The following is a 23,307-nucleotide window of genomic DNA, read 5'->3' as shown; positions in this document are numbered from 1 at the left end:
CTTGCGCCGCGGCGCGCCTCTTGCGAAGCCTTGGGCCTCGAATCGCTTCGCTCGAAGGCCCCCGCATGACCGTCCCGCCCCTGCCCGACACGATGCCGCCGGTGAGCCGCGAGGCGGCCGGGGTGCTGCCGAGCGGCATCGGCGCGCTCGTGGCCTACGGCGTCGAGCGGCCCGGGCTGATCCCGCTCTGGGTCGGGGAGGGCGACCGGCCGACGCCGGCCTTCATCGGCGAGGCGGCGCAGCGGGCGCTGCGCGACGGCGCCACCTTCTACACGAGGATGCTCGGCATACCGCCCCTGCGCGAGGCCCTGGCGGAGTACGTCTCGCGGCTCTACGGCGATCCCGTCGGGCCGGGGCGGTTCTTCGTGACGGTGGGGGGCATGCACGCCTTCCACACCGCGATCCGCATCGCCGCCGAGCCCGGCGACGAGGTGGTGCTGCCGACTCCGACCTGGTCGAACTTCTTCGGCGCGGTCGCGATGCAGGGCGCGCGGCCCTTAGCCGTGCCGATGCAGTTCGACGCGGCAGCCGGCTGGAGCCTCGACATCGCCCGGATCGCCGCGGCGATCACCCCGCGCACCCGGGCCATCGTGCTCAACACCCCGGCGAACCCGACCGGCTGGGTCGCCACCCGGGCCGATCTCGAGGCGGTGCTGGCGATCGCTCGGGAGCACCGGCTCTGGATCGTCGCCGACGAGATCTACGGCCGGTTCTGCTTCGATCCAGCCCACGAGGCCTCAGGCCGGGCGCCGTCGATCCGCGACGTCTGGCAGCCCGAGGACCGCGACCGGGTGCTGTTCGTCCAGACCTTCTCGAAGAACTGGGCGATGACCGGCTGGCGGGTCGGCTGGCTGGAGGGGCCCGAATCGATCGGCCGGATCGTCGACGGGCTCGTCCTTTACGGCACGTCCGGCATCGCCACCTTCCTCCAGCACGCCGCCGTCACGGCGATCCGCGAGGGCGAGGCGCTGGTGGCCGAGCAGGTGGCGCAGGCCCGGGCCGGGCGCGAGATCGTCCGCAACGCCTTGAGCGCCGTGCCGGGCGTCGAGCTGCCGGCGCCTCCCGGCGCCTTCTACGCCTTCCCGCGCGTGCCGGCCGAGCCGGACGACGTCCGCCTCGCCAAGCGCCTCGTCGACGAGGCGAATGTCGGCCTCGCTCCAGGCTCGGCCTTCGGGCCCGGCGGCGAGGGATTCTTACGGCTGTGCTTCGCCCGTTCGGCGGCAGATCTCGCCGAGGCGATGCGGCGGATGGTGCCGGTGCTGAGCGAACTCTAGGCACAGCCCATGACACCTGCGTCATCCCGGGGCTCGCCGCAGGCAAGAACCCGGGATCCAAACCGCTGACGATTCGGAAGATGTCGGAACGCGCTCCGCCTCGCCCGGCAGCGTCAGCGGTTAGGGATCCCGGGTTCCGCTGCGCGGCCCCGGGATGACGTGGAGGGTGATCCCACTCACCGCTTGCGCACGAATTCCGTGCGCAGCACCAGCCCCTTGATCGTGTCGTGGCGGCAATCGATTTCGTCGTCGTTGTCGGTGAGGCGGATCGAACGGATCACCGTACCCTGCTTGAGGGTCTGGTTGGCGCCCTTGACCTTCAGGTCCTTGATCAGGGTGACGGAATCGCCGTCGCTCAGGAGCGTGCCGGAGGCGTCGCGCACCTCGCGGACCGCGGCGGCCTTCATCTCGCCGGCGGGGCGCCACTCGCCCGTCGCCTCGTCGTACACGTAATCGTCGTCCGCACCCGTCACGCCCGTCCATCCTCCGTTGCGCGGGCGTTGTCACCGGGCGGAGCGGCCCGCCGCAAGGGGCGGCGCGTCAGATAACGGGTAAACCGCGCTGCTTGGCCTCCTCGGCGGGCTCGACGTGGATCGTCACCACGGCGCCCGCCACCGCGCCCTCGATCGCCGATTCCAGCCGGTCGCAGATGGCGTGCGACTCCGCCACCGTCATCTCGCCCGGCACCACGAGGTGGAAGTCGATGAAGGTGACCTGGCCGGCGTGGCGGGTGCGCACGTCGTGGGCTTCCAGCGCGCCCTCGCCATGCTCGGAGATCAGCCGGCGGATCTGCCCCACCATCTCGGCCGGCGCCGCCTGGTCCATCAGGCCGCTCACCGAGTCGCGCACCATGGCGCCGCCCGACCACAGGATGTTGAGGGCCACCACCACGGCGATGACCGGATCGAGGATCGCCCAGCCGGTCGCGGTGGCGAGTCCCAGCCCGATCAGCACGCCGCCGGAGGTGAACACGTCGGCCAGCACGTGCTTGCCGTCCGCCACCAGGGCGGGCGAGCGCCAGTCGCGCCCGCGCCGGACCAGCATCACCCCCCAGACGAGGTTGATCACCGTGGCGAGGCCGTTCACCGCGACGCCGGCGAGCGGCGCGTCGAGCATCTTCGGCGCCTGGATCGCATCGTAGGCGTCGCGCAGGATCACCACCGCGGCGACGATGATCAGCGCGCCCTCGATCACCGCCGAGAAGTACTCGGCCTTGTGGTGGCCGTAGGGGTGGTCCTGGTCGGCGGGCCGGGCGGCGACGCGCAGGGCCACGAAGGCGGTCATCGCCGCCACGACGTTGATGATGCTCTCGAGCGCGTCCGAATAGAGCGCGAGGCTCCCGGTGATCCACCAGGCGCCGAACTTGAGGGCGAGCACCAGAAGGCCGACCCCGGCGCTGGCGAGGGCGGCGGCTTGCGCACGTTCCATGACGATGTTCCGAGACTGGTCGTGGCCGTGCCGCGGGAGCCTTCCGCTGCGGCGCGGCGCCGCTCCCATAAGGCGGCGTGGGTCGGAAGGCCACGGCACAGGTCATAGCCGGGGCTAACCCGGGTTGTGCGCCTCGCGCGGAACCTTGGCGTGGACCCGCGCATTGCCTGCTTCATGAGCATCGCCTTCGTTCGCGAGAAGGAGGGCGGGGAGGCCTTCGAGGATCTCCCCGACCGTCCCGTCTCCCCGCACCCGAACTTCGTCACGCCGGAGGGCCTCGCCTTGATCGACGCGGAGCTGGACCGGCTGCACACCGAGCATGCCGGCCTGTCGCCCGACGACAAGGCGAACATGGCGCGGGTGAACCGCGACCTGCGCTACTGGACCGCCCGGCGCAACTCGGCCCAGGTGGTGGAGCAGCCGCCCGGCGACACGGTCCATTTCGGCTCGACCGTCACCATCGCGCGCGAGGACGGCACCGAGCAGACCTTCCACATCGTCGGCGAGGACGAGGCCGACCCGGCCAAGGGCTCCCTTGCTTACGTGGCGCCGCTCGCCCGGGCCCTCACCGGCAAGCAGGCCGGCGACACCGTCGAGGTGGCGGGTCACGAGGTCGAGATCGTCTCCGTGCGCTGAAGCGGGACGCGGCCCTCGATCAGGTCGCGCTCGCGGGCGATCGCGTCGCCGACGAAGTCGAGGAAGGCCCGCACCCGGGCGGCCCGGCGCAGGTCCGGATGGGTGAGGAGCCAGAGTCCGGCGGCGAGCTCGGGCTCCGGCCCGGAGAGCCGCACGAGAACGGGCCGGCGATCGCCGATGACGCAGGGCAGGGGACCGATGCCGATTCCGGCCTCCACCGCATCCGCCAGGCCCTGCACGGTGTCGAGGCGCAGCACGACGCGCTCGGGGGTCGTGCGCTCCTGGACGTAGCGCGCGACGGCGGCCGCCCCGAGCCGCGGTGCCGGCGAGACCCAGCGCTGCTCAGGCAACGGGACGGTCCGGTCGAGGTCGGCCCGGCCGTAGAGCGCCCAGGCGATGGTGGCGAGGCGCCGGCCGACCAGGGTGTCGGGCGGGTCGTTGGTGGCGCGGAGCGCCACGTCGGCGTCGCGCTTGGCGAGGTTGAGCGCCTGCTCCGACACCACCACGTCGAGGCGCACCTCCGGGCAGCGGGCGCAGAACGCCGCGAGGATCGGGGTGAGCAGGCCGGTCAGCAGCGAGGCCGCGGTGGTGATGCGGAGTTCGCCGGCGGGGCTCAGGCCCTGGCCCTCGATCCGGCGGGTGAAGGCGAGCACCTCCTCCTCCATCCGGGCGGCGATGCGCGCCATCTCCTCGGCGGCCGGCGTCGGCACGTAGCCGGTGCGGTGGCGCTCGAAGAGCGGCGTACGCAGGGCCGCCTCGATCTGGCCGAGGCGCCGGAAGGCGGTGGAGTGGTTGATGCCGAGCCGCTCGGCGGCCTGGGTCAGACCGCGCTGGTCGGTGATGGCCTTCACCAGCCGGAAATCGTCCCAGGCGAGGGCGGCGGTCATGGGGGTGGCCTCCTGACCTTGCGCATGTGCAAGCGCGGGCTTGCAGCATAGGCCATTTTCGGCGCGCCCGCGATCCGCGATGGTCCGCCCCCGACACGTGAAGGAGATCCCCCGATGGCGAAGGTTCTGGTCCTCTACTACTCGACCTACGGCCATATCGAGCAGATGGCCTACGCGGTGGCCGAGGGCGTGCGCGAGGCCGGCGCCGAGGTCGTGGTCAAGCGGGTGCCCGAGCTGGTGCCGGAGGAGATCGCGCGGACGTCGCACTACAAGCTCGACCAGGCGGCGCCGATCGCCACCGTCGACGAACTGCCGTCCTACGACGCGATCATCTTCGGCACGCCGACCCGCTACGGCAACATGGCGTCGCAGATGAAGAACTTCATCGACCAGACCGGCGGCCTGTGGGCCAAGGGCGCCCTCGTCGGCAAGGTCGGGTCAGTCTTCACCTCGACGGCTTCGCAGCATGGCGGCCAGGAATCGACGATCCTGAGCTTCCACACCGTGCTCCTGCATCAGGGCATGGTGGTGGTCGGCCTGCCCTACAGCTTCCAGGGCCAGCTCGGCACCGCCGAGGTGATGGGCAACTCGCCCTACGGCGCCTCGACCATCGCGGGCGGCGACGGCAGCCGCCAGCCGAGCGCGGTCGAGCTGGAGGGCGCCCGCTTCCAGGGACGCCACGTCGCCGGCATCGCGGCGAAGCTCGCCGGGTGAGGCGTTCTGCCAAAGAAAAAGCCCGGACAGGTCCGGGCTTCTGAGGCGGAAGGTCGATGGGGGCTTAGGTGACCTTCTAGGCCCTCTCAACGCGGGGCCGGCGGGAGTGGTTCCACGCGATCTTCAAAAAAGTTCGGCCGGCCCCTCGAAGCCCTTTCGGACGATGCTCTCCGTCCCTCCCGCTCGCGACCTCATCGTGAGGTGCGAACGCAGTGAGCCTCGAAGGAGGGCTCCAGATTCCTCGGCGGGTCCTGGAGCCCTCCATTGACGCCAACCGATCTGCGATCGGCCGGCACCGCAGGACGAGGTTGCGAGTGGGAGAGTAGGTTGTGGCGTGGGCCGCTTCTCTCGAGCCGCACAACCGCTCACCGCGGCGCCGCCGCCCGCGCCAGCCGGTCGCGGATCGCCTCGCCCAGCCCGTGCTCCGGGATCGGCGCCACCGCGATCGTCGCCGGGCCGGCGGCGTCGAGGCGTCGCAGGTGGGCGAAGAGGTGGGACGCCGCCTCCGCCAGGTCGCCGGCCGGGCTGAGGTTGAGCGAGAGCGCGGCGTCGGCGAGCCCGTCCGGTCGGACCGGCCCGAACAGCAGGGCGGCCTCGCCGGGCCGGATCCCCGTCGCGTCGAGGCGGACCGCGGCGCGGGGCGCGTAATGCGAGGCCAGCAACCCCGGCGAGACCGGCGCAGCCCCTTCCGGCGCGCTCGGCAGGGCCAGTTCGCGGCCGAGAACCGCCTCGATCGCGTCCCGCGGCACGCCGCCGGGGCGCAGCAGCACCGGCGGGCCGTCGAGGCAGGCGACGATGGTCGATTCGACCCCGACCGGGCAGGATCCGCCGTCGAGGATCGCGGCGATCCGGCCGTCGAGGTCCCCGAGCACGTGATCGACTTCCGTCGGGCTCACCCGCCCCGAGCGGTTGGCCGAGGGCGCCGCCACCGGACGGCCCGCCGCCGCCAGCACCGCCCGGGCCAGCGCACTGCCCGGCACCCGGAGCGCGACGCTCGACAGCCCCGCCCGGGCGAGGTCGCAGACGGTGCCCCCCACAGCCACCGGCACCACCAGGGTGAGCGGTCCGGGCCAGAAGTCCTGGGCCAGCGACAGGGCGTCCGGACCGAGAACCCCCTCGCGCCGGGCCGCCGCAACGTCGGGCAGGTGGGCGATCAGCGGGTTGAACCGCGGCCGCTCCTTGGCGGCGTAGATGCCCGCCACCGCCGCCGGATCGCTCGCATCGGCCCCGAGGCCGTAGACGGTCTCGGTGGGGATCGCCACCAGCTTGCCGGCGCGCAGAAGGGCGCCGGCCTCGGCGACGCCCGCGGCATCGGCGGCGAGGCGGCGGGTCGGCATTGACCCGCGATCATCGTTCACGTCTAAACTATCCGTCACCATGCCGCCGGCCGTAGCGTCGGCGGCCGCCGCACGTCAAATCCAAAGGGTGGTTCGCCCGGCGAAGCCGCCTTGAGCTCTGTCGGGAGGAGCCCTCGATGACCTATCGCGCGCCCGTGGCCGAGATGGCCTTCACCCTCCGTCACGTCGCCGGGCTCGACCGCGCCATCGCCGAGGGGCTGCACGGCGACCTCTCGGACGATCTCGTCGACACCATCCTGGAGGAGGCCGGCCGCTTCGCCAACGACGTGGTGGCGCCGTTGAACACGGTCGGCGACCGCCACGGCACCCCGCTCAAGGACGGCGTCGTGACGATGCCGCCGGGCTACCGCGAGGCCTACCGTGCCTGGACCGAGGGCGGCTGGAACGCCCTGCCGGGCCCGGTGGAGTATGGCGGCCAGGGCCTGCCGATCCTGCTCAACGCCGCCTGCATCGAGATGTGGAACTCCGCCGCGATGGCCTTCGGCCTCGGGCCGCTGCTCACCGCCGGCGGCGTCGAGGCGCTGAGCCGGCACGGCAGCGAGGAGTTGCGCGCCCGCTACCTCGAGAAGCTGGTCTCGGGCGAGTGGACCGCCACCATGAACCTCACCGAGCCGCAGGCCGGCTCGGACCTCTCGGTGATGCGCACCCGCGCCGAGCCCGCCGGCGACGGCAGCTTCCGGATCTCGGGCGAGAAGATCTACATCACCTGGGGCGAGCACGACCTCACCGACAACATCGTCCACCTGGTGCTCGCCCGGCTCCCCGACGCGCCGGCCGGCACCCGCGGCATCTCGCTGTTCCTGGTGCCGAAGGTGCTGCCGGACGGCTCGCGCAACGCGCTGAAATGCGCCGGGATCGAGCACAAGCTCGGCATCCACGGCTCGCCGACCTGCACCATGGTCTACGACGGCGCCATCGGCTGGCTCGTCGGTGAGCCGAACCGGGGGCTGGCCTGCATGTTCACGATGATGAACAACGCCCGCCTCGGCGTCGGCCTCCAGGGCGTCGCCATCGCCGAGCGCGCCTACCAGCAGGCTCTTCTTTACGCCCGCGACCGCCGCCAGGGCCGGGCGAGCGCTGCGGGCGAGGGCGCCAGCGCGATCATCGAGCATCCCGACGTGCAGCGGATGCTGCTCACCATGAAGGCGCTGACGGGCGCTTCCCGCGGCATCTGCTACCTCACCGCCGAGGCGATCGACCGCGCCCACCGGGCGCCGGACGAGGCGGGGCGCCGGGCGGCGCAGGCCCGGGCCTCGCTGCTGACCCCGGTGGCGAAGGCCTTCTCGACCGATATCGGCATCGAGGTCGCCTCGCTCGGCATCCAGGTCCATGGCGGCATGGGCTTCGTCGAGGAGACCGGCGCCGCCCAGCACCTGCGCGACGCCCGCATCGCGGCGATCTACGAGGGCACCAACGGCATCCAGGCGATCGACCTCGTCACCCGCAAGCTGCCGCTGGAGAACGGCGCGGTGGTGCGCCGCCAGATCGGCGCGATGCGCCTCGTCGCCGAGCGGGTGCTGAAGGAGGGCGGGCCCGCCTTCGGCCACACCGCCCCGCGCCTGCGCGAGACGATCGAGTCCCTCGACCGGGCGACGAGCTACCTCCTGAAGGCGCTGGGCTCGAACCGGCCCGAGGAGGCGCTCGCCGGCGCCACCCCGTACCTGCGCCTGTTCGGCCTCGCGCAAGGCGGCACCTGCCTGGCGCAAGCGGCGCTGGCGGCGCATGCGGCGGCGCAAGGAGGCGAGAGCGACCCGGCGCATCCGGCCCGCATCGCGCTCGCCCGGTTCTTCGCCGAGAACCTCGCGACGGCCGCGCGCGGGCTGGAGGAGACGGTGACCGGGGGCGGCGGCTTCCTGCAGGACGGGGCGCTGGCGCTCGCGGGGTGAGGGGGCGCTGTGCGGTACCTCTCCGAGATCAAAATCCTGTCCTGACCCCCTCCGCGTCATCCCGGAGCCGCGTAAGCGGAGCCCGGGATCCAGAACCGCGGATGGATGAGACTAGAGCGAGGCGCGTTCCGCTTCTTTCTATACCACCTGCGGTTCTGGATTCCGGGCTCCGCTTCGCGGCCCCGGAATGACGCGGAGGGGGTCATTCCGTTGATTGGGCAGACCATTGCCCGCTCGAAACTATCTGCTGGTGACTCCATGACCGACCACGTCCGCATCACCGACCAGCCCGGCGGCGTCCGCCTCGTCCAGCTCGTCCGCCCCGAGAAGAAGAATGCCCTCACCGGCGCCATGTACGACGCCATGCGCGAGGCGCTGGAATCGGCGGATCACGAAGGCTCGGGCGTCGGCGCCGTGGTCTTCGCCGGCGTCGAGGGGGTGTTCACCGCCGGCAACGACATCGCCGATTTCGTCGCCCGGGCGGAAAAGTCCTTCGGCGAGGCGCCGTCGTTGCGCTTCATCCGCCAGCTCGCCGTGACCCGCACGCCGATGGTGGCGGCGGTGGACGGGCTCGCGGTCGGGGTCGGCACCACGCTGACGCTGCACTGCGACCTCGTCTACGTCGCGCCCGCCGCGACCTTCCGGATGCCGTTCGTCGATCTCGGCCTCGTGCCGGAGGCGGCGTCGAGCTACCTTCTGCCGCGCCGGGTCGGGCTGCCGAAGGCGACGGAGCTCCTGCTCCTCGGCGAGGCCTTCGGGGCCGACGAGGCGGTGCGGCTCGGCCTCGCCAACGCGGTCGTCCCGGCCGACGGACTGCTCGAACACGCCCTGGCGCAGGGTGCGAAGCTGGCAGCGAAGCCCCGCCAGGCGCTCGCCGCCGCCCGCCGGCTGATTCGCGGCGACCACGAGGCGATGCGCGCCGCCATGGACGCTGAGGCCGCGGCCTTCGATGCGGCGCTCCGCTCGCCCGAGGCGCAAGCGGCGTTCCAGCGCTTCCTGTCCCGCGGCACCCGGTGAGGCCTGCCGGAATCCCGGATCTCTCTGGAAAGGTCTGCCTCGTCGCCGGCGCCTCGCGCGGGGTCGGGCGCGGCATCGCGCGGGCGCTCGGCGAGGCGGGGGCCACGGTGGTCGTCACCGCCCGCTCCAGCGAGACCGGCCGGCGCACCGACCAGCGCAACGAGGCTCTGGAGGACACCGCCCGGGAGGTCGACCTCGCGGGCGGGCGCGGCCACCACTACCTCTGCGACCACACCCGCGAGCCGGAGGTGGACGCGATGGTGCGCTGGGTCTTACGCCGCTTCGGCCGCATCGACGTCGCGGTGTCGAGCGTCTGGGGCGGCAACGAGGGCTATGACGGCGTGCGCTACCCCGACGGCGCCACATGGGGCACCGCCTTCTGGCGCCGCGGCCTCGCCCCCTTGCGCCACAACCTCGAGACCGGCCCGCTCGCCGGCCTGATCCTCGCCCGGGCGGTGGCCCCCGCCATGGTCTCGGCCAAGGGCGGCCTGCTGGCGCTGGTCTCGTTCGACACCGACGCCTATCTCGGCGACCTGTTCTACGACCTCGCCAAGGCCGCCACCAACCGCCTCGCCTTCGCGATGGCGGAGGAATTGAAGCCCTACGGCGTCACCGCTCTGGCGCTGGCGCCGGGACTGGTGCGGACCGAGCGGGTGGTGGAGGCCGGGATGGGGGACGAGGCGGGGGAGAGCCCGCTCTACGCGGGAAGGGCGCTCGCGGCGCTCGCGGGCGACCCCGGGGTCAAGGCCTTCGCGGGCCGAGTGCTGCATGCGGCCGACCTGGCGCGGTCTTACGGCTTCACCGACGAGGACGGAACGCGGCCGGAGCGGTACCGGCCGGCGATCGCGTAGGTCCTCCTCCGAGCCGGCCGATGCAACCGCGGCGCGGCCGGCCGATCCCCCCGATCGCGTCTCACTTGAACATCGCGTCGAGATCCGCCGCGCTCCGCGTGCCGGCCGCGTAATCGCGTTCGCCGCGGCTCTGCACGTAGCCCAGATACGAGGCGAGCAGCCGGGCGGACTTGACGGAGACGTTGTAGCCCTCGTCGTAGCGGCCCTTGTTGCGCTGGATGCGGCCGCCCGTCGAGCCGTCCTCGTTGACGAAGAAGACGATCTCGGTCGAGGACTTGCCGTCGATCTTGTCGCCGTCGCGCGGGCACGACGCCTCCGGGAAGCAATCGACCCGCTTCCGGTAGTGGCGCCGCACCTCGTTGCGGTGGGCGATCTCGGACCAGAGCGAGATCTTGCCGATGGCTTGCTTCATCCGGTCGAGCTGATCGGGGGACAGGTCGATGACCGACCGCTTCTGGTCGACGCCGGCCCGCGGATCGACGAAGACCATGTCATAGGACAGGCGGCCGGTATCGCCGACCCGGGGCTCGACCCAGAACCGTCCGCTCTCCCGCGTCCCGGGGATGTAGTAGGGCACCTTGGGGAATTGCTCGGACGCCGCACGCGCGGTGCGGCCGAGATCCTGGTCGTCCGGCTTGGTCGGCGTCAGGTACGAGGCGCGATTGGCCGCCGCCTGCTCGAACCGGGCACTCAGGCCCGCGAGCGCGTCCTCGTCGGCCGCCGGCAGGCGCTCGGCCTCCGCTTGCGCCGCCTGACGGGCGGCGGCGGCCGCCTCGCGCTCGCGCCGCTCCTGCTTCTCCTGGTTGGCGCGCACGAGGGCGGTGAGTTGCTCGACCTGCCCGCGCAGCCGCACGGCCTCGGCCTCCCCGGTCTGCACGACCACCTGCGTGGTCTGGGCGAGGGTGGGCGCCGGGCCTTGCAGGCCGCGGGTGCAGCACCCGACGTAGCGGCCGTAGACCCACCCGGTCTCGCCGTCGAGCAGGCGCACGTTGTACCAGGCGCCCTGCCGCCCGATCACGCTGAACAGCGTCCCCGGCCCCAGCTTGCGCAGCCGGCTTCCCTCCTGCGTCGCCGGCTGGCTCCGGAGGGCCACGAAGTTGTCGCCGTTCTCGTCGAGCCCGACCGGATAGCTGTAGCCGCTGCTCTCGGCCCGCGCGATGCCCGCCGAGGTGAGGATGATGGCCGCCAGAACCCACCGCTTCAGCATCACGCACATTCCAGTCTCGACGGGCGGACCACGGACATCCGGGTCGCGCCTCCGGTCCTCTTGCAGGCTGGGACGCTGGCGTCGAAACGTTCAGAAATCCTGAAATGCAATCGTTCGCCCCTGCAGGATGGATGGGCGCCGGTTAGGAATTTCAATCAAAATCGATGGATGCTCTGAGTGGAACGACAATGTAGGCTCGTTATCGCGCTTCTCCTGCCGGACCCGCGTTCGTGAACATCACATTCAGGAGCGGGGCCCCCGCGTACCGACATTGCCGATGGCGGGGCTTCGGACACGAGGCTGACGCTGCCGGTTACGGAAAGGTGAAGTTTCTGATGCGCGTTCCCGTCCTTGTGCTCGCCGCCAGCCTGATCCCATCGGTGGCTGCCGCCAAAGCTTCCTCCTTCGAGACCCCGTTCTACGTCGGGATCTGGTCTCCGTCGGCCAAGGCCTGCAAGGCGGACCCGCTCAAGGTCGAGGGTGCGATATTCCGGATCGAGCGGTCCCAGATCATCTGGAACGAGACGACCTGTACCTTCAAGCTGTCCGCGGCGCGCGCGACGGCGGGCGGGATGAGGATCCCGGCGACCTGCGACTCCGAAGGGACGACCAGCAGGACGACCTACGCGTTCGACAGGGTCGACGGGCGCATGCGCATGAACGGGCACGTCATGGCGCGCTGCAAGGACAGCGACTGGCGGACCGGCTACGAGTGACCGGCCCCGAGGTCACGGCGCGGCGATGGAGTTCTCGTCCGATCCGGGCCGGATCGTCAGTAAGTTCCACCCGCCACTCCCGCCGTCACCAGTGCCACGCCCGAACTCGTACCGAGCCGCGTCGCGCCCGCCGCGATCAGGGCGCGGGCGGCCTCCAGGCTGCGCACGCCGCCGGACGCCTTGACGCCGACGGCGTCGCCCACCGTCGCGCACATCAGGGCGACGTCGGCCGCGGTGGCGCCACCGGTCGAGAAGCCGGTCGAGGTCTTGACGAAATCGGCGCCGGCCTCGACCGCGAGGAGGCAGGCGAGGCGCTTCTGCGCATCGTCGAGGAGGCAGGTCTCGACGATGACCTTCAGCACCGAGCCCCGGCAGGTGGCCCGGACCGCCGCGATGTCGGCCCGGACGGCGGCGTGGTCGCCCGCCTTCAGGGCGCCGAGCGCGATCACCATGTCGATCTCGGTCGCACCCCGGCCCACGGCGCCGGCGGCCTCCGCCGCCTTGTCCTCCGGCCGCACCGCCCCGAGGGGGAAGCCGACCACGGAGCAGGGGGCGACGTCGCTGCCGGCCAGGACCCCGGCGACGAGGCCGACATGGACCGGGTTGACGCAGACCGCCTTGAAGCGGTGGGTCAGCGCCTCCTCGCACAGGCGGCGCACCTCGGCCGGGGTCGCGTCGGCCCGCAGGAGCGTGTGGTCGATCAGGCGGGCGAGGGCGGACGCGTCCACGGTCAAGTCTCCGGAGCGGTTCGGGGAAGCCCGGCGCCGCGACGGTCACGCGTTCCATCGCGGCGGGCGGACCGTCAAGCGCCGGGAACCGCAGTCCGGCCGGATCTACCGTCCGCTCGCCTGGCGGATCGCCGCGACCGTCTTCTCGACGAAGGCGACGCCCGGCTCGGTGAAGGTGATCTCGTCGTCGCTCAGGGTCGCGAGGCCGCGGGTCTCGACCTCGGCGGCGCCCTCGGGATCCGCCTGGTGGCCGCGGCCGTCCCGGCGGACCACCGAGCTGATCGGCTGGCCGCTGATCAGGTGGTGGTAGGCCGCGAAGGCGAAGATCGACAGGGCGCGGTCGGAGAGGGCGTTGGTGTCGGCAGCCATCGGGTCGGGCCTCGGGGGTCGGGCGGTGGTCAGGAATGCGCCGCAGGATGCGGGCGCGGTCCCGGCCCAACGCCCGGGATCTGGAAAGGTGGTGCGTCCCCGATGCCGCAGGGCTCTGAGTCCTTCACGATCGCCTCGCGATCGCGAAGGACTCTAGGTTTTTGATTGTGCCGCATTTTCTAAGACGAACCGGTTTCCACTTCGTCGGAAAATGCTCTGGCGGAGGATCCTCACCGCAGCCGGGCCGGGAGCGGCATCGCCGAGGTCTTCTCGTCGTAGAGCACCGCGTAGCGGCCCGCCTCCAGGTCGAACATCGCGTAGTCGATCCCCTTGATGGTCTCGGTCCGGAAATGTACCCGCTGGCCGCCGCGGGTGATCGCCGCGAGGCGGTGGGACAGGGCCGAGACCGGCAGCATCCCGGTCACCCGCTCCGGCCCGTCCTCGAGCTGGACCCGGAAGGTCAGGTCGTGCCCGTTCCAGGCCAGGGCCTCGAACCGGGTCGCCTCCCGGCGGTCGAGCCAGCGCAGCATCTGGGCCGCCGAGATCATCGCGACCCCGCGCTCGCGGGCCGCCGCGACGAGGTGGTCGAAATAGCCATCGGTGTAGTCGTAGTGGGTGCCGAAGGCGCCGAAGAACTGCTCGGGGCCGAGCGCCCGGTCGAGCATCGTGGCGATGCCGGTGCGCTGGTCGACGCCGTTCTCGTTCACCAGGTGGCTGGCGGCCTGGTAGATGTCGAGGACCCGCCCGTCGAAGTCGGCGAAGCGCATCGGGAAGCCGGACCCGTTCATGAAGCCCGGCCGCCGGCGGATCCACGAGCCCGGCCAGTAGTAGTAGCCGAGGTCGAGGCGGATCCCCGCCGCCCGCTCGATCTTGGCGGTGTCGGCCCAGCCGTTCCAGGTGACGCAGTGCAGGCGGTGGGTCTCCTGGGGCGGCAGGCCGAGCTTCTCGCCGATGCCGCCGACCTGCCGGCTCAGCGCGAGGCCGAGGGTCGCGCCGTCGACGTCGCGGCAGCCGGTATCGGCGTGGATCCCGGTCTCGAAGCCGAGCGCCGCGTAAGATCGCGCGTCGTCCGATCCTAAGCGCGTCGCCGGCGTGACGTAGGAGGTCGCCCGCGCGCAATCCCAGGCCTCGGGCCGGCAATCGAGCGGGCTCTCGGCGACGAGGCGCTTGTAGGAATCCAGGGTGCCGCGGCGCGTGGCGTGGTCGTCCCCGGCCATGATCAGGGCGGCGCGGCGCTCGTCGGGCAGGTACCAGACCCGCGGCAGCGGCAGCCGCTCGGCGCTCATCGTCACGATCAGGTTGGCGAGCAGCCGCTGCTGCTCGTCGGCCTGCGGGATCGCCACACGCGACAGGTCGAGGTAGTCGGGGAAGAACAGGTCGTTCGGCCGCCGCGGCGGCAGCCCGTCCCGCTCCTGGCCCGCGAAGGCCGGGTTGCCCTGGCGCAGGCGCACCACCGAGGTGGCGAGGTCGAAGGCGAAGGCCGCCGCCTGGCCCTGGCCGGCGCGGTGCAGCGAGACCGCCGGCCAGGGCAGAGCCTCGGCGCCGGTCGAGAGGCGGGCGAGGATTGCGGCGTCCTGCGTGGCGTAGCGGGTGGCGGGGCCGTGGAACTGCATCGCCCGATGGACGATGCCGCGGACGGCCGGGGCCTGCGCGTCGACCTGGAGATATCGCCCGGCCGAACCCTCTTCGCCGAGAGGATTCCCGGCCGGGGCGAGGCCGAACAGCGGCAGCCACGCGCCCTCTGGGCGGATCGCGATCAGGTTGCCGCCGTCCTGCACCCAGTCGGAGAGCCGCGCGGCCAGGGCCTCGTCCGGCGCCTCCGTCATCAGCACCAGGGCGGTCCGGGCGAGGCGCTCCGGCGTGAGGTCCTGCGTCGCGACCACCGAGAACAGGTTCAGCCCCTCCGCCCGCAGGATCTCGGCGTAGTACGGCCCGAAGGGATTCTTGGGCCCGACCGCCACCAGGACCGGCGCGCCGGGCACCTCGGCGAGTGTGGGCGTCGCCGCCACGGTGAAGCGCCCCTCCGCGGGCTGCCGCAGCGCGAGCCCCAGGACGCTCTCCGGCCGGCTTCCGGCCCCGACCGCGATCCGGTACGTCGCGCCCGCCCGCAGGGGCGCCTGCGGCACCAGCCGGGCGGAGCGCTGGGCCGCGTCGTAGGTGATGGCGGCCGCGACCGGCGCACCGGCCTCCTCGCTCAGCGCGATCGTCGCGGGCCCGATCGTCTCCGGCGCCATGTCGCGAGAGAAGCCGACGGCGATCGGCAAGCCGGGATAGACTTCCGTAGCGCCGTCGAGCGGCATCAACGCCAGCACACGCGGAGAGAGTTGCTCAAGCAAGAGGAGGAGCGATGCCGCAAGCATCATACATAAGACTACTGATATCAGCAGGCGCATGACGACACGTTGCATCACATTTCTCGCCGAATACGATTGTTGTATGGCGGATGCTTAGCAGGCCGATCCACGGGAGGACAGCCGAGACGGCGCCGACGCGCGCATCCCTTGGTGGAGGGGGCGGGGATCGCCTACCGCTTTGGGGGAGGGGCCGAACGCGCGAAACACGCGCGACGCCGCGCGAATGGCGGACCGGACCCGACAATCAGCTTTGTCCCGAAGATCCGGCCGGTGGCGCTCCCAAGGGGACTCGAACCCCTGTTTTCGCCGTGAGAGGGCGACGTCCTAGACCGCTAGACGATGGGAGCTGGCCCGGCGGGATGGCGGCGGTATAGCGACGGTCCGGCGGGGGCGCAAGCCTTCCGGACCGACAATCTCGCTCGAAGGCGGCGGCCACCTGCGGCCGCTTCGTTAAGCTTTCCGGTTTATGACCGCCTCGACCCGCGGCCGCGAAGCGACGGCGCGCACGCCCCCATGCCGACCCCCGCATGCCGACCTTCCGCCCGCTTCCTCCCTCCCGGCGCGCCGTCCTGACCGGCTGCACCCTCCTGGGTTTCGGCGTCCTGACCCTGCAGCATTCTTGGCCGAATTCTTGGCCGGCGCCCGCCGTGCAGCGGATCGCGATGGCCGAGATGACCTGGGTCGAGGTGCGCCAGGCCCTCGACCAGGGCTACACGACCGCGCTCGTCCCGAGCGGCGGCCTGGAGCAGAACGGCCCCTATCTCGCCATCGCCAAGCACGACAGCATCGTCGCCTGGACGGCGCGGCGCATCGCGGAAGGACTCGGCCACACGCTGATCGCCCCGGTCGTGTCCTACGTGCCGCAGGGCGACTTCGACCCGCCGACCGGCAACCTCGTCCTCCCGGGCACGCTCGGCGTCTCCGAGGAGGCCTATGCGGGCACGCTGGAGGGCATCGCCCGCAGCCTGAAGGGGCAGGGCTTCCGCACCATCCTGTTCATCGCCGATCACGGCGGCTCGCTGGCGCCCCAGCAGCGGGTCGCGGCAAGGCTCGACCGCGACTGGGCCCCCCAGGGCGTGCGGGTGCTGAGCGTCGACGACTACTACGTCGCGGGCAATCGGGCGCAGACGCTCTGGCTGGAGGCGCAGGGCGAGACGGCGGCCACGATCGGAGGCCATGCGGGCCTCGCCGACCACGCCTCCCTGATGGCGACCGCGCCCGAGCGCGTCGACTTCGACCGGGCGCCGCCGCCGCTCCTCGCCCGGCTCGGGCTCGCCGGCGACGGCAGCAGCGGCGATCCCCGCCGCGCCACGGCGGAACGCGGGCGCGCGCTCCTGGCCCTCCAGGTCGAGGCGGCGCTGGCGCAGATCCGCCGGTTCATGACCCCGAAATCCTAAGCAGATTTCGCAAAAGTGGTGGCCGGTTTTGCGATGAAAATCTGCGACAAACTAACAACCTAAGCGGATGAAGCGTTGGCCTGCCAACGCAAGTCTGCTTAGCCCAAGATCTTGGTTCGCAAGCAAGGTTCGCGACGATGCCGACCGTTCCGACGCCGCCCTCTCTCTGGAGCGTGATCCAGAATCTCGGCCAGAGCACCGCCAGCATCGTGCTGCTGCTGACGATCCTGGGCCTGCTGTTCACGGCGATCGCCTGGGTCGCCCGGGCGTGCAATCCGGGCCGGCCGTGGTGGCGCAAGCCCGACATCGTGACGGATGTCTGCTACTGGTTCGTGATCCCGGTCGTCTCCGGCTACGCCCGGATCTGGCTCCTGGTCATCGGCCTGTTCCTGCTGAACGGGCTCCCGGCGACGCTCGGGCTGCCCCGCCTGTTCGGCGAGGGGATCGGGCCGCTCGCCGGCCTGCCGGTCTGGGTGCAGGCGCCGCTCTACCTGATCCTCTCCGACCTCGTGATGTACACGACGCATCGGCTGTTCCACACGATGCGGCTGTGGCGCTTCCACGCCATCCACCACTCCTCCGAGGAGATCGAGTGGACCTCGGCCGCCCGTTTCCACCCGGTCGACGCGGTCTTTCACGGCGCCCTCGCGGACGTGGTTCCGCTCCTCCTCGGCATCTCGCCGGACGTGCTGATCGCCCTCGTGCCGTTCAATGTCGGCGTCTCGGCGCTCGCCCACGCCAACCTCGACTGGACCTTCGGCCCGTTCCGCTACGTCCTGGTGAGCCCGGTCTTCCACCGCTGGCACCACACCGGGCCGGACCAGGGCGGCAACAGCAACTTCGCCGGCTGCTTCCCCGTCATCGACCTGATCTTCGGCACCTACTACATGCCGAAAGGGGTCCTGCCGCAGGATTTCGGCAACGGCGATCCGGCGTTCCCGCGCGGGTTCGGCGAACAGCTGGTGCATCCGTTCCGGTCGCAGGAGCGGCCGGCCGGGCTGGAGCCGGGGTCGTCTTCGTAGGGCTTCCATCTTTTGGAGGAGGCAGCCTGCGGACTCGACCGCAGCCTGCCTTTGCCCTATGCGAGCGTTCTCTGAAGTCCTATTTGATGCTTATCAACAATATTGAAATTCTCGCGGTCATTCCAAGGCCGCACAGTGGAGCCCGACATAATCCTGCAATCCTCAAGAATTGCACAGATGATAATCGCCTCAGTCAACAAAATCAATCAAACATCGATCTTAAATCCAAGATCCATTTCGCTGGCCGGCTGGCCAGACAGCCCCCAATTTTCCTGATCAACCTCAATCAAAATGGTCTTTATGTCGGCTGCAGGGACTTCGAACTGTGCCAGCTCCTCCGAGATTGCCCGATAAAGACGGCGCTTCGCATCCATCGACCGTCCGGAGAAGAGGGTGATTTCAATCACCATATATCTCGACCCCTTCGTGGGAGGCGTGATCAACAGGTGATCGTCGAATTCCTGAAGAAAGATGCAACGGTCATGCTCTGGGATGAGCAAGCCTTTCGACAATGCCTGCTGTACGGCCTCTATAACCTCGCGATGACGTCCGGCGATCCAACCCTGTCGGGTGCTAATACGGGTTGATGGCATGCGAATCGCCCTGTGCGTCGTGGACGATCCTGCTCGAAGATCATCGCTTCCGCAACGTCTCCTAGGTAGTCTCTTAGGGCCATGTCGGTCCGATGCAGCAAGGTACCAACAAGAGAGAGTCCCGGCGCTGCGCGCATTCGACACGACAAGGCCCGGGAGGGATACCGCGCGTCCGCGGCACCCGTCCCGGGCCCCCTCTCATTCCGACGCTCCGAAAAAACCTACTCGGCCGCCTCGATCCGCGGGTGCTCGTGCTGCCGACGCTCGCGCTTGACGAGGTCGGCGGTCAGGAACGCCACTTCCAGCGCCTGCTCGGCGTTGAGGCGCGGGTCGCAATAGGTGTGGTAGCGGTCGCGCAGGTCGTCCGCCGTCAGCGCCCGGGCGCCCCCGGTGCACTCGGTGACGTTCTTGCCCGTCATCTCGAGGTGGATGCCGCCGGCATGGGTCCCTTCCGCCTGGTGGATGTCGAAGAAGCCCTGAATCTCCTTCATCACCCGCTCGAACGGCCGGGTCTTGTAGCCGCTCGCCGTCACGGTGTTGCCGTGCATCGGGTCGCAGGACCACACCACCTTGCGGCCCTCGCGCTCCACCGCCCGGATCAGGCCGGGGAGGTGGTCCCCGACCTTGTCGGCGCCGAAGCGGCAGATCAGGGTCAGGCGGCCGGCCTCATCGGTCGGGTTGAGCAGGTCGACGAGCCGGATCAGGTCGTCGGCCTTCAGCGACGGGCCGCATTTGAGGCCGATCGGGTTCCGGATGCCCCGGGCGAACTCGATATGGGCGTGGTCGGCCTGGCGGGTGCGGTCGCCGATCCACAGCATGTGGCCCGACGTGGCGTACCAGTCGCCGCTGGTCGAATCGACCCGGGTCAGGGCCTCCTCGTAGCCGAGCAGCAAGGCCTCGTGGCTGGTGTAGAAATCGGTCTGGCGCACCTCCTGGTGCGTCTCCGGGTTGATGCCGATCGCCCGCATGAAGTCGAGGGTCTCGGTCATGCGCTGGGCGAGGTCGGCATAGGCCGAGGACTGGGGCGAGTCCTTGACGAAGCCGAGCATCCAGCGATGCGCGTTCTCGAGATTGGCGTAGCCGCCGGTCGCGAAGGCACGCAGCAGGTTCAACGTCGCGGCCGACTGACGGTAGGCCTCGGCCTGCCGGCGCGGATCGGGCACGCGCTCGGCCTCCGTGAAGCCGATGCCGTTGACGATGTCGCCGCGGTAGCTCGGCAGCGTGACGCCGTCGACGGTCTCGACCGGCGAGGAGCGCGGCTTGGCGAACTGCCCGGCGATGCGGCCGACCTTCACCACCGGCGAGCCGCCCGCGAAGGTGAGCACCAGCGCCATCTGCAGGAAGACGCGGAAGAAGTCGCGGATGTTGTCGGCGGAGTGCTCGTCGAAGCTCTCGGCGCAGTCGCCGCCCTGGAGCAGGAACGCCTCGCCCGCCGCGACCTTGGCGAGCCCCTGCTTCAGCTTGCGCGCCTCACCGGCAAACACCAGCGGAGGAAAGCTCGCGAGCTGCCGCTCCACCGCCTCGAGGGAGGCGGAATCCGGATAGTCCGGAACCTGCTGGATCGGCAGCCGCCGCCAGCTCGTGGGGGTCCAACGCTCGCTCATCGTCCTCTCCTCGCGCACCTCTTCGATAACCGGTCAGGTCGGTCGCGGAAGCCGGGCTTATAGGGGGGTTTGCCGCGCCGCGCGAGGGGTCTTGCCGCAACGGTCCGGCACGATGTCCGTGGGGCCGCGCCGGCGCCACGCCGCGCAAGCCGGCTCGCGCGCGAAGGCGAACGACATCGATGCTCGGCACTGGACGTATCCGGCAGTGCATGACAGTATTGGCATCGGATCGGTGCTGCCATGATTGATACTCATCAAAGCAAAGGCTTCGCCGTATCGTGGCGGATTGTTCGCACTTCGATCGTGCGGAGCAGTCCGCCATGAGGCGGAGCATGCGACAGGCCGAGCCGGTGGACGCCCCACCCCCTCCCGCGGTCCAGGATCCGGACGCCCTGGCCCGGGACGCCCTGACCGTGGAGCGCCACCTCGCCGCCATCCTGGTCGCCGACGTGGTCGGCTATACCCGGCTCAGCGAGATGGCCGAGGAGGCGACCCACCGCCGCCTGAAGGCCTTGCGCGCCGGGATCATCGATCCGCTGATCGCCGAGCGCGGCGGCCGGATCGTCAAGAACACCGGCGACGGCTTCATCGCCATCTTCCCGGAGGCGGGCCCGGCGGCGGATTGCGCGCTTTCCGTGCAGCGCCGCATCGCGCAGGCGACGGAGGGCGAGCCCGCCGAGGCGCGCCTGACCTTCCGGATGGGCGTCAACCTCGCCGAGATCATCGTCGAGGACGGCGACGTGTTCGGCGACGGCGTCAACGTCGCGGCCCGGCTGCAGGCCTATGCCGAGGCCGGCGATGTGATCGTCTCGGAGGCGGTATTTTCCCGGGCGAGCGCGGCGGCGCGGGCGCTCGCGACCGATCTCGGGCCGCTTCCCTTGCGCAACCACGCCCGGCCTGTCCGGGTCTTCGCCCTGCGCTCCGGGACCGGCTCGGGTTTGCGCGCGGGCGAATGCGCGCCGGGCGCCGAGGCGCGGGCCTCGATCGCGGTGCTGCCGTTCCGGGCCTGCGCGACCGACCGCCTGACGCTGGCCGACGGCTTCACCGACTGGATCGTCCGGGCGCTGTCGTCCCTGCGCGACCTGTTCGTGATCTCCCGCGGCTCGACCCTGGCCTATCGCCGCGGGCGCCCCGACCCGGCGGCGTTCGGCCGCCGCCTCGGCGTGCGCTACGTCATGGACGGGACGATCCAGCATCACGGCGACACCCTGCGGGTCTGCACCGCCCTGATCGAGTGTGCCACCGGGGCGGTGGTCAGCGCCGACCATTACGAGGGCCTGATCAGCCAGGTCTTCGCCCTCCAGGATGCCATCGCCCTCAAGCTGGTGCGGACCATCGCGCCGCACGTGCGCGAGCGCGAGCTGCAGCGGGCCCTGCGCAAGCACCCGGCGAGCCTGACGAGCTACGACCTGCTGCTCCAGGCGCTGGACCTGCTGCACCGGATGGATGCCGAGAGCTTCGCCCGGGCCGGCGGCCTCCTGCAGCAGGCGATCGCCCTCGATCCGTCCTACGCGCCGCCCTTTGCCTACGCGGCCTGGTGGCACGTCTTCCGGGTCGGCGAGATGGGCTCGCCCGATCCCGACGGCGACGGGCGGGCGGCGGCGGAGAGGGCCCGCGCGGCGATCGAGCGGGACGGCAACGACCCCCTGGCGCTGGCGATCCACGGTCACGTCCAGGCCTACCTGTTGCGCGACGCCCGCACGGCGCGGCACTTCCTCGACCGGGCGATCGAGGCGGGCCCGAGCCTCGCCATCGCCTGGACGATGAGCAGTGCCGCCCACGGATTCGCCGGCGACGGCCGGCAGGCGGTCGCGCACGGCGAGACCGGCCAGCGGCTGGCGCCCAGCGACCCCTACACCTTCTGGCACGAGGGGCTGCTCGCCCAGGCCCACTACGTCGCGGGCGATTACGACGCCGCGGTGGCCTGGAGCCTGAGCGCCGTGGCGCGCAACCGCGCCATCCGCTTCACCCTGCGCACCCTCGCGGCGAGCCTGGCGGCGGCCGGCCGCCTGCCCGAGGCGTCGGAGGCGGCCGGCGAGCTGATGCGGCTCCAGCCGGGCTTCCGGCTCGGGTCTTACGCGCCGCGCTGCCCCTTCGCCGATCCGGTCCAGGGGCGCTGGATCGGCCATCTGCGGGCGGCGGGGCTGCCGGATTGAGCGGGGGTCTCTCCGCTCGCGGCGCCGGCCCGCACCGGGTCGAGACGGGAGACGCGGATCGGGGAGGGGAGCGATGACCGGCAATACGGGCAACACGGGCAATACCGGGAACACCGGCAATACGGGCAACACCGGCAATGCCGGCATCAGCGGCGATGCCGGCGGCTGGTTCGTGCCCGACCGGCCGGATTTCCCGTTCTCCCTCGAAGCGACGCGGGAGGGGGCGGAGATCGGGACCTTCCGGCGCCCGGTCTTCATCCGCGACGAGACGCCGGCGGGCGCCGCCCGCAGGCGGATCGCCTTCCGCAGCCTGGACGAGCCGTCCGGCCGTTCGCTCGCCTTCGAGGACCGTGCCTGGACCGGGCGCTGGTACGCCTACCGGGTGCTGCGGGACTTCGCCGCGACGGCGTGGGACACCGACGCCCTCCACGACGCGATGGCGCAGATCCTCCTCGACCTGCGCGAGGAGACGGGCGGCGGGAAGGGCCAGGCGATCGAGCTCGACACGCTCCTGGTGCTGGCGCGGGACGAGCGCGCCTCGGCCCTGGGCGAGATCCTGGCCCAGGACGTCGAGTTCATCACCGCCTTCATGGAGGTCCTGTCGATCACGCCGGCCTCGCATCCGCGTACCTACCGGGTGCTGCACGTCGCGAGCCTCGTCGGCTCCTTCGCGGCCCTGCGCTTCAAGGAGGAGTTCGAGCGGCCGCGGCCCTCCTTCCTCTGCCCGGCCCTGCTGCCGCCGGTGCCGGTCCCGGGGCACGCCTCCTTCCCGAGCGGCCACGCCACCCAGGCACGCCTGATGGCGCGGTGCGTCGCCGGGACCTTACGCCTCGCCGGCCTGCCGCATGCCGAGCGACGCCCGGTCGACGAGACGCTGAAGGCCCTCGCCCGGCGCGTCGCCCGCAACCGCGAGATCGCCGGGCTGCACTATCCGAGCGATTCGACCGCCGGCCGCCGGCTCGCCGACGCAGTCTTCGCCGGTCTGTCGGCCCATGGCGGCGACGGCCTGAGCCGCGGCGACTATGCCCTGCCGCGCTTCGGCGACGCGATGATCGCGGCCGCCCGGGAACTCAACCCGGATCTCGTCCTGCCCTCGGACGGGCGTTGAGC

At 71.2% G+C, this 23,307-nt stretch carries 21 protein-coding genes and 1 tRNA gene; 11 read left to right on the top strand and 11 right to left on the bottom strand.

All coding sequences use genetic code 11. The annotated features are described in order from the left end of the window. Positions 1-65: 65 nt before the first annotated feature. The gene (locus DK412_RS12300) at positions 66-1,274 is read left to right on the top strand and encodes a pyridoxal phosphate-dependent aminotransferase (RefSeq protein ID WP_109972178.1); all 1,209 of its coding nucleotides are present in this window, start codon (positions 66-68) and stop codon (positions 1,272-1,274) included. A 176-nt stretch (positions 1,275-1,450) separates the two neighbouring features. Here DK412_RS12300 and DK412_RS12295 read toward each other — a convergent pair whose 3' ends face one another. Together DK412_RS12295 and DK412_RS12290 are read right to left on the bottom strand one after the other, a co-directional pair. Beyond that, positions 1,451-1,747 (bottom strand): alkylphosphonate utilization protein, encoded by a 297-nt coding sequence (locus DK412_RS12295; protein ID WP_109972177.1) that lies wholly within the window; start codon positions 1,745-1,747, stop codon positions 1,451-1,453. A 67-nt stretch (positions 1,748-1,814) separates the two neighbouring features. Further along, positions 1,815-2,702 (bottom strand): cation diffusion facilitator family transporter, encoded by an 888-nt coding sequence (locus tag DK412_RS12290; RefSeq protein ID WP_109972176.1) that lies wholly within the window; start codon positions 2,700-2,702, stop codon positions 1,815-1,817. 174 nt (positions 2,703-2,876) lie between these two features. Here DK412_RS12290 and greA point away from each other — a divergent pair, with 174 nt between their 5' ends. Further along, positions 2,877-3,338 (top strand): transcription elongation factor GreA, encoded by a 462-nt coding sequence (gene greA, locus DK412_RS12285; protein ID WP_109975225.1) that lies wholly within the window; start codon positions 2,877-2,879, stop codon positions 3,336-3,338. On the opposite strand, the gene DK412_RS12280 is transcribed toward greA, so the two are convergent. Next, positions 3,308-4,225 (bottom strand): LysR family transcriptional regulator, encoded by a 918-nt coding sequence (locus tag DK412_RS12280; protein ID WP_109972175.1) that lies wholly within the window; start codon positions 4,223-4,225, stop codon positions 3,308-3,310. The two genes, greA and DK412_RS12280, sit on opposite strands and share 31 nt — an antisense overlap. A 114-nt stretch (positions 4,226-4,339) precedes the next feature. Between DK412_RS12280 and wrbA the strand changes: the two genes are divergently transcribed. Next, positions 4,340-4,939, top strand: coding sequence for an NAD(P)H:quinone oxidoreductase (gene wrbA / locus DK412_RS12275; RefSeq protein ID WP_109972174.1), 600 nt, complete (start codon positions 4,340-4,342; stop codon positions 4,937-4,939). A 365-nt stretch (positions 4,940-5,304) separates the two neighbouring features. Here wrbA and DK412_RS12270 read toward each other — a convergent pair whose 3' ends face one another. Beyond that, positions 5,305-6,318: an L-threonylcarbamoyladenylate synthase gene (locus DK412_RS12270; RefSeq protein ID WP_109972173.1), complete on the bottom strand. Its 1,014-nt coding sequence runs from the start codon at positions 6,316-6,318 to the stop codon at positions 5,305-5,307. Positions 6,319-6,413: 95 nt separating this feature from the next. Here DK412_RS12270 and DK412_RS12265 point away from each other — a divergent pair, with 95 nt between their 5' ends. From DK412_RS12265 to DK412_RS12255, 3 genes are all read left to right on the top strand, one after another. Continuing rightward, a complete protein-coding gene (locus DK412_RS12265) occupies positions 6,414-8,183 on the top strand; it encodes an acyl-CoA dehydrogenase (RefSeq protein ID WP_109972172.1) in 1,770 nt (589 codons plus the stop codon). 258 nt (positions 8,184-8,441) lie between these two features. Next, positions 8,442-9,200: an enoyl-CoA hydratase-related protein gene (locus DK412_RS12260; RefSeq protein ID WP_109972171.1), complete on the top strand. Its 759-nt coding sequence runs from the start codon at positions 8,442-8,444 to the stop codon at positions 9,198-9,200. Next, on the top strand, positions 9,197-10,051 hold the full coding sequence (locus DK412_RS12255) for an SDR family NAD(P)-dependent oxidoreductase (RefSeq protein WP_109972170.1): 855 nt from the start codon (positions 9,197-9,199) through the stop codon (positions 10,049-10,051). Before DK412_RS12260 ends, DK412_RS12255 begins: the two co-directional genes overlap by 4 nt. Positions 10,052-10,112: 61 nt before the next feature. On the opposite strand, the gene DK412_RS30620 is transcribed toward DK412_RS12255, so the two are convergent. Beyond that, the gene (locus tag DK412_RS30620; protein ID WP_245447614.1) at positions 10,113-11,258 is read right to left on the bottom strand and encodes an SH3 domain-containing protein; all 1,146 of its coding nucleotides are present in this window, start codon (positions 11,256-11,258) and stop codon (positions 10,113-10,115) included. A 335-nt stretch (positions 11,259-11,593) separates the two neighbouring features. Here DK412_RS30620 and DK412_RS12245 point away from each other — a divergent pair, with 335 nt between their 5' ends. After that, the gene (locus DK412_RS12245; protein WP_162596192.1) at positions 11,594-11,974 is read left to right on the top strand and encodes a hypothetical protein; all 381 of its coding nucleotides are present in this window, start codon (positions 11,594-11,596) and stop codon (positions 11,972-11,974) included. Between the two features lie 56 nt (positions 11,975-12,030). On the opposite strand, the gene deoC is transcribed toward DK412_RS12245, so the two are convergent. From deoC to DK412_RS12225, 4 genes are all read right to left on the bottom strand, one after another. Next, positions 12,031-12,702, bottom strand: a complete 672-nt coding sequence (gene deoC, locus DK412_RS12240) for a deoxyribose-phosphate aldolase (protein ID WP_109972168.1) — start codon at positions 12,700-12,702, stop codon at positions 12,031-12,033. Between the two features lie 105 nt (positions 12,703-12,807). Beyond that, positions 12,808-13,071 (bottom strand): hypothetical protein, encoded by a 264-nt coding sequence (locus tag DK412_RS12235; RefSeq protein WP_093567383.1) that lies wholly within the window; start codon positions 13,069-13,071, stop codon positions 12,808-12,810. A 230-nt stretch (positions 13,072-13,301) separates the two neighbouring features. After that, complete coding sequence (locus DK412_RS12230) at positions 13,302-15,431, bottom strand: Ig-like domain-containing protein (protein ID WP_280953989.1); 2,130 nt, start codon at positions 15,429-15,431, stop codon at positions 13,302-13,304. Positions 15,432-15,696: 265 nt separating this feature from the next. Continuing rightward, positions 15,697-15,772 (bottom strand) — tRNA-Glu (locus tag DK412_RS12225). A 180-nt stretch (positions 15,773-15,952) separates the two neighbouring features. On the opposite strand from DK412_RS12225, the gene DK412_RS12220 reads away from it, so the two are divergent. Continuing rightward, complete coding sequence (locus tag DK412_RS12220; RefSeq protein WP_109972166.1) at positions 15,953-16,822, top strand: creatininase family protein; 870 nt, start codon at positions 15,953-15,955, stop codon at positions 16,820-16,822. Positions 16,823-16,959: 137 nt separating this feature from the next. Beyond that, positions 16,960-17,844, top strand: coding sequence for a sterol desaturase family protein (locus DK412_RS12215; protein WP_109972165.1), 885 nt, complete (start codon positions 16,960-16,962; stop codon positions 17,842-17,844). A gap of 206 nt (positions 17,845-18,050) precedes the next feature. Here DK412_RS12215 and DK412_RS12210 read toward each other — a convergent pair whose 3' ends face one another. Both DK412_RS12210 and DK412_RS12205 read right to left on the bottom strand, forming a co-directional pair. Next, the gene (locus DK412_RS12210) at positions 18,051-18,437 is read right to left on the bottom strand and encodes a tautomerase family protein (protein WP_109972164.1); all 387 of its coding nucleotides are present in this window, start codon (positions 18,435-18,437) and stop codon (positions 18,051-18,053) included. Between the two features lie 221 nt (positions 18,438-18,658). Then, positions 18,659-20,041, bottom strand: coding sequence for a 3-deoxy-7-phosphoheptulonate synthase class II (locus DK412_RS12205; protein WP_109972163.1), 1,383 nt, complete (start codon positions 20,039-20,041; stop codon positions 18,659-18,661). Positions 20,042-20,373: 332 nt separating this feature from the next. On the opposite strand from DK412_RS12205, the gene DK412_RS12200 reads away from it, so the two are divergent. Together DK412_RS12200 and DK412_RS12195 are read left to right on the top strand one after the other, a co-directional pair. Beyond that, the gene (locus DK412_RS12200; RefSeq protein ID WP_162596189.1) at positions 20,374-22,197 is read left to right on the top strand and encodes an adenylate/guanylate cyclase domain-containing protein; all 1,824 of its coding nucleotides are present in this window, start codon (positions 20,374-20,376) and stop codon (positions 22,195-22,197) included. A gap of 73 nt (positions 22,198-22,270) precedes the next feature. Continuing rightward, the gene (locus DK412_RS12195; protein WP_109972161.1) at positions 22,271-23,305 is read left to right on the top strand and encodes a hypothetical protein; all 1,035 of its coding nucleotides are present in this window, start codon (positions 22,271-22,273) and stop codon (positions 23,303-23,305) included. Positions 23,306-23,307 lie beyond the last annotated feature (2 nt).

It is taken from the genome of Methylobacterium sp. 17Sr1-1 (assembly GCF_003173775.1).
Lineage (GTDB): Bacteria > Pseudomonadota > Alphaproteobacteria > Rhizobiales > Beijerinckiaceae > Methylobacterium.
The sequence above is the reverse complement of the archived record's forward strand: the minus strand, read 5'-3'. Positions and strand labels throughout refer to the sequence as shown.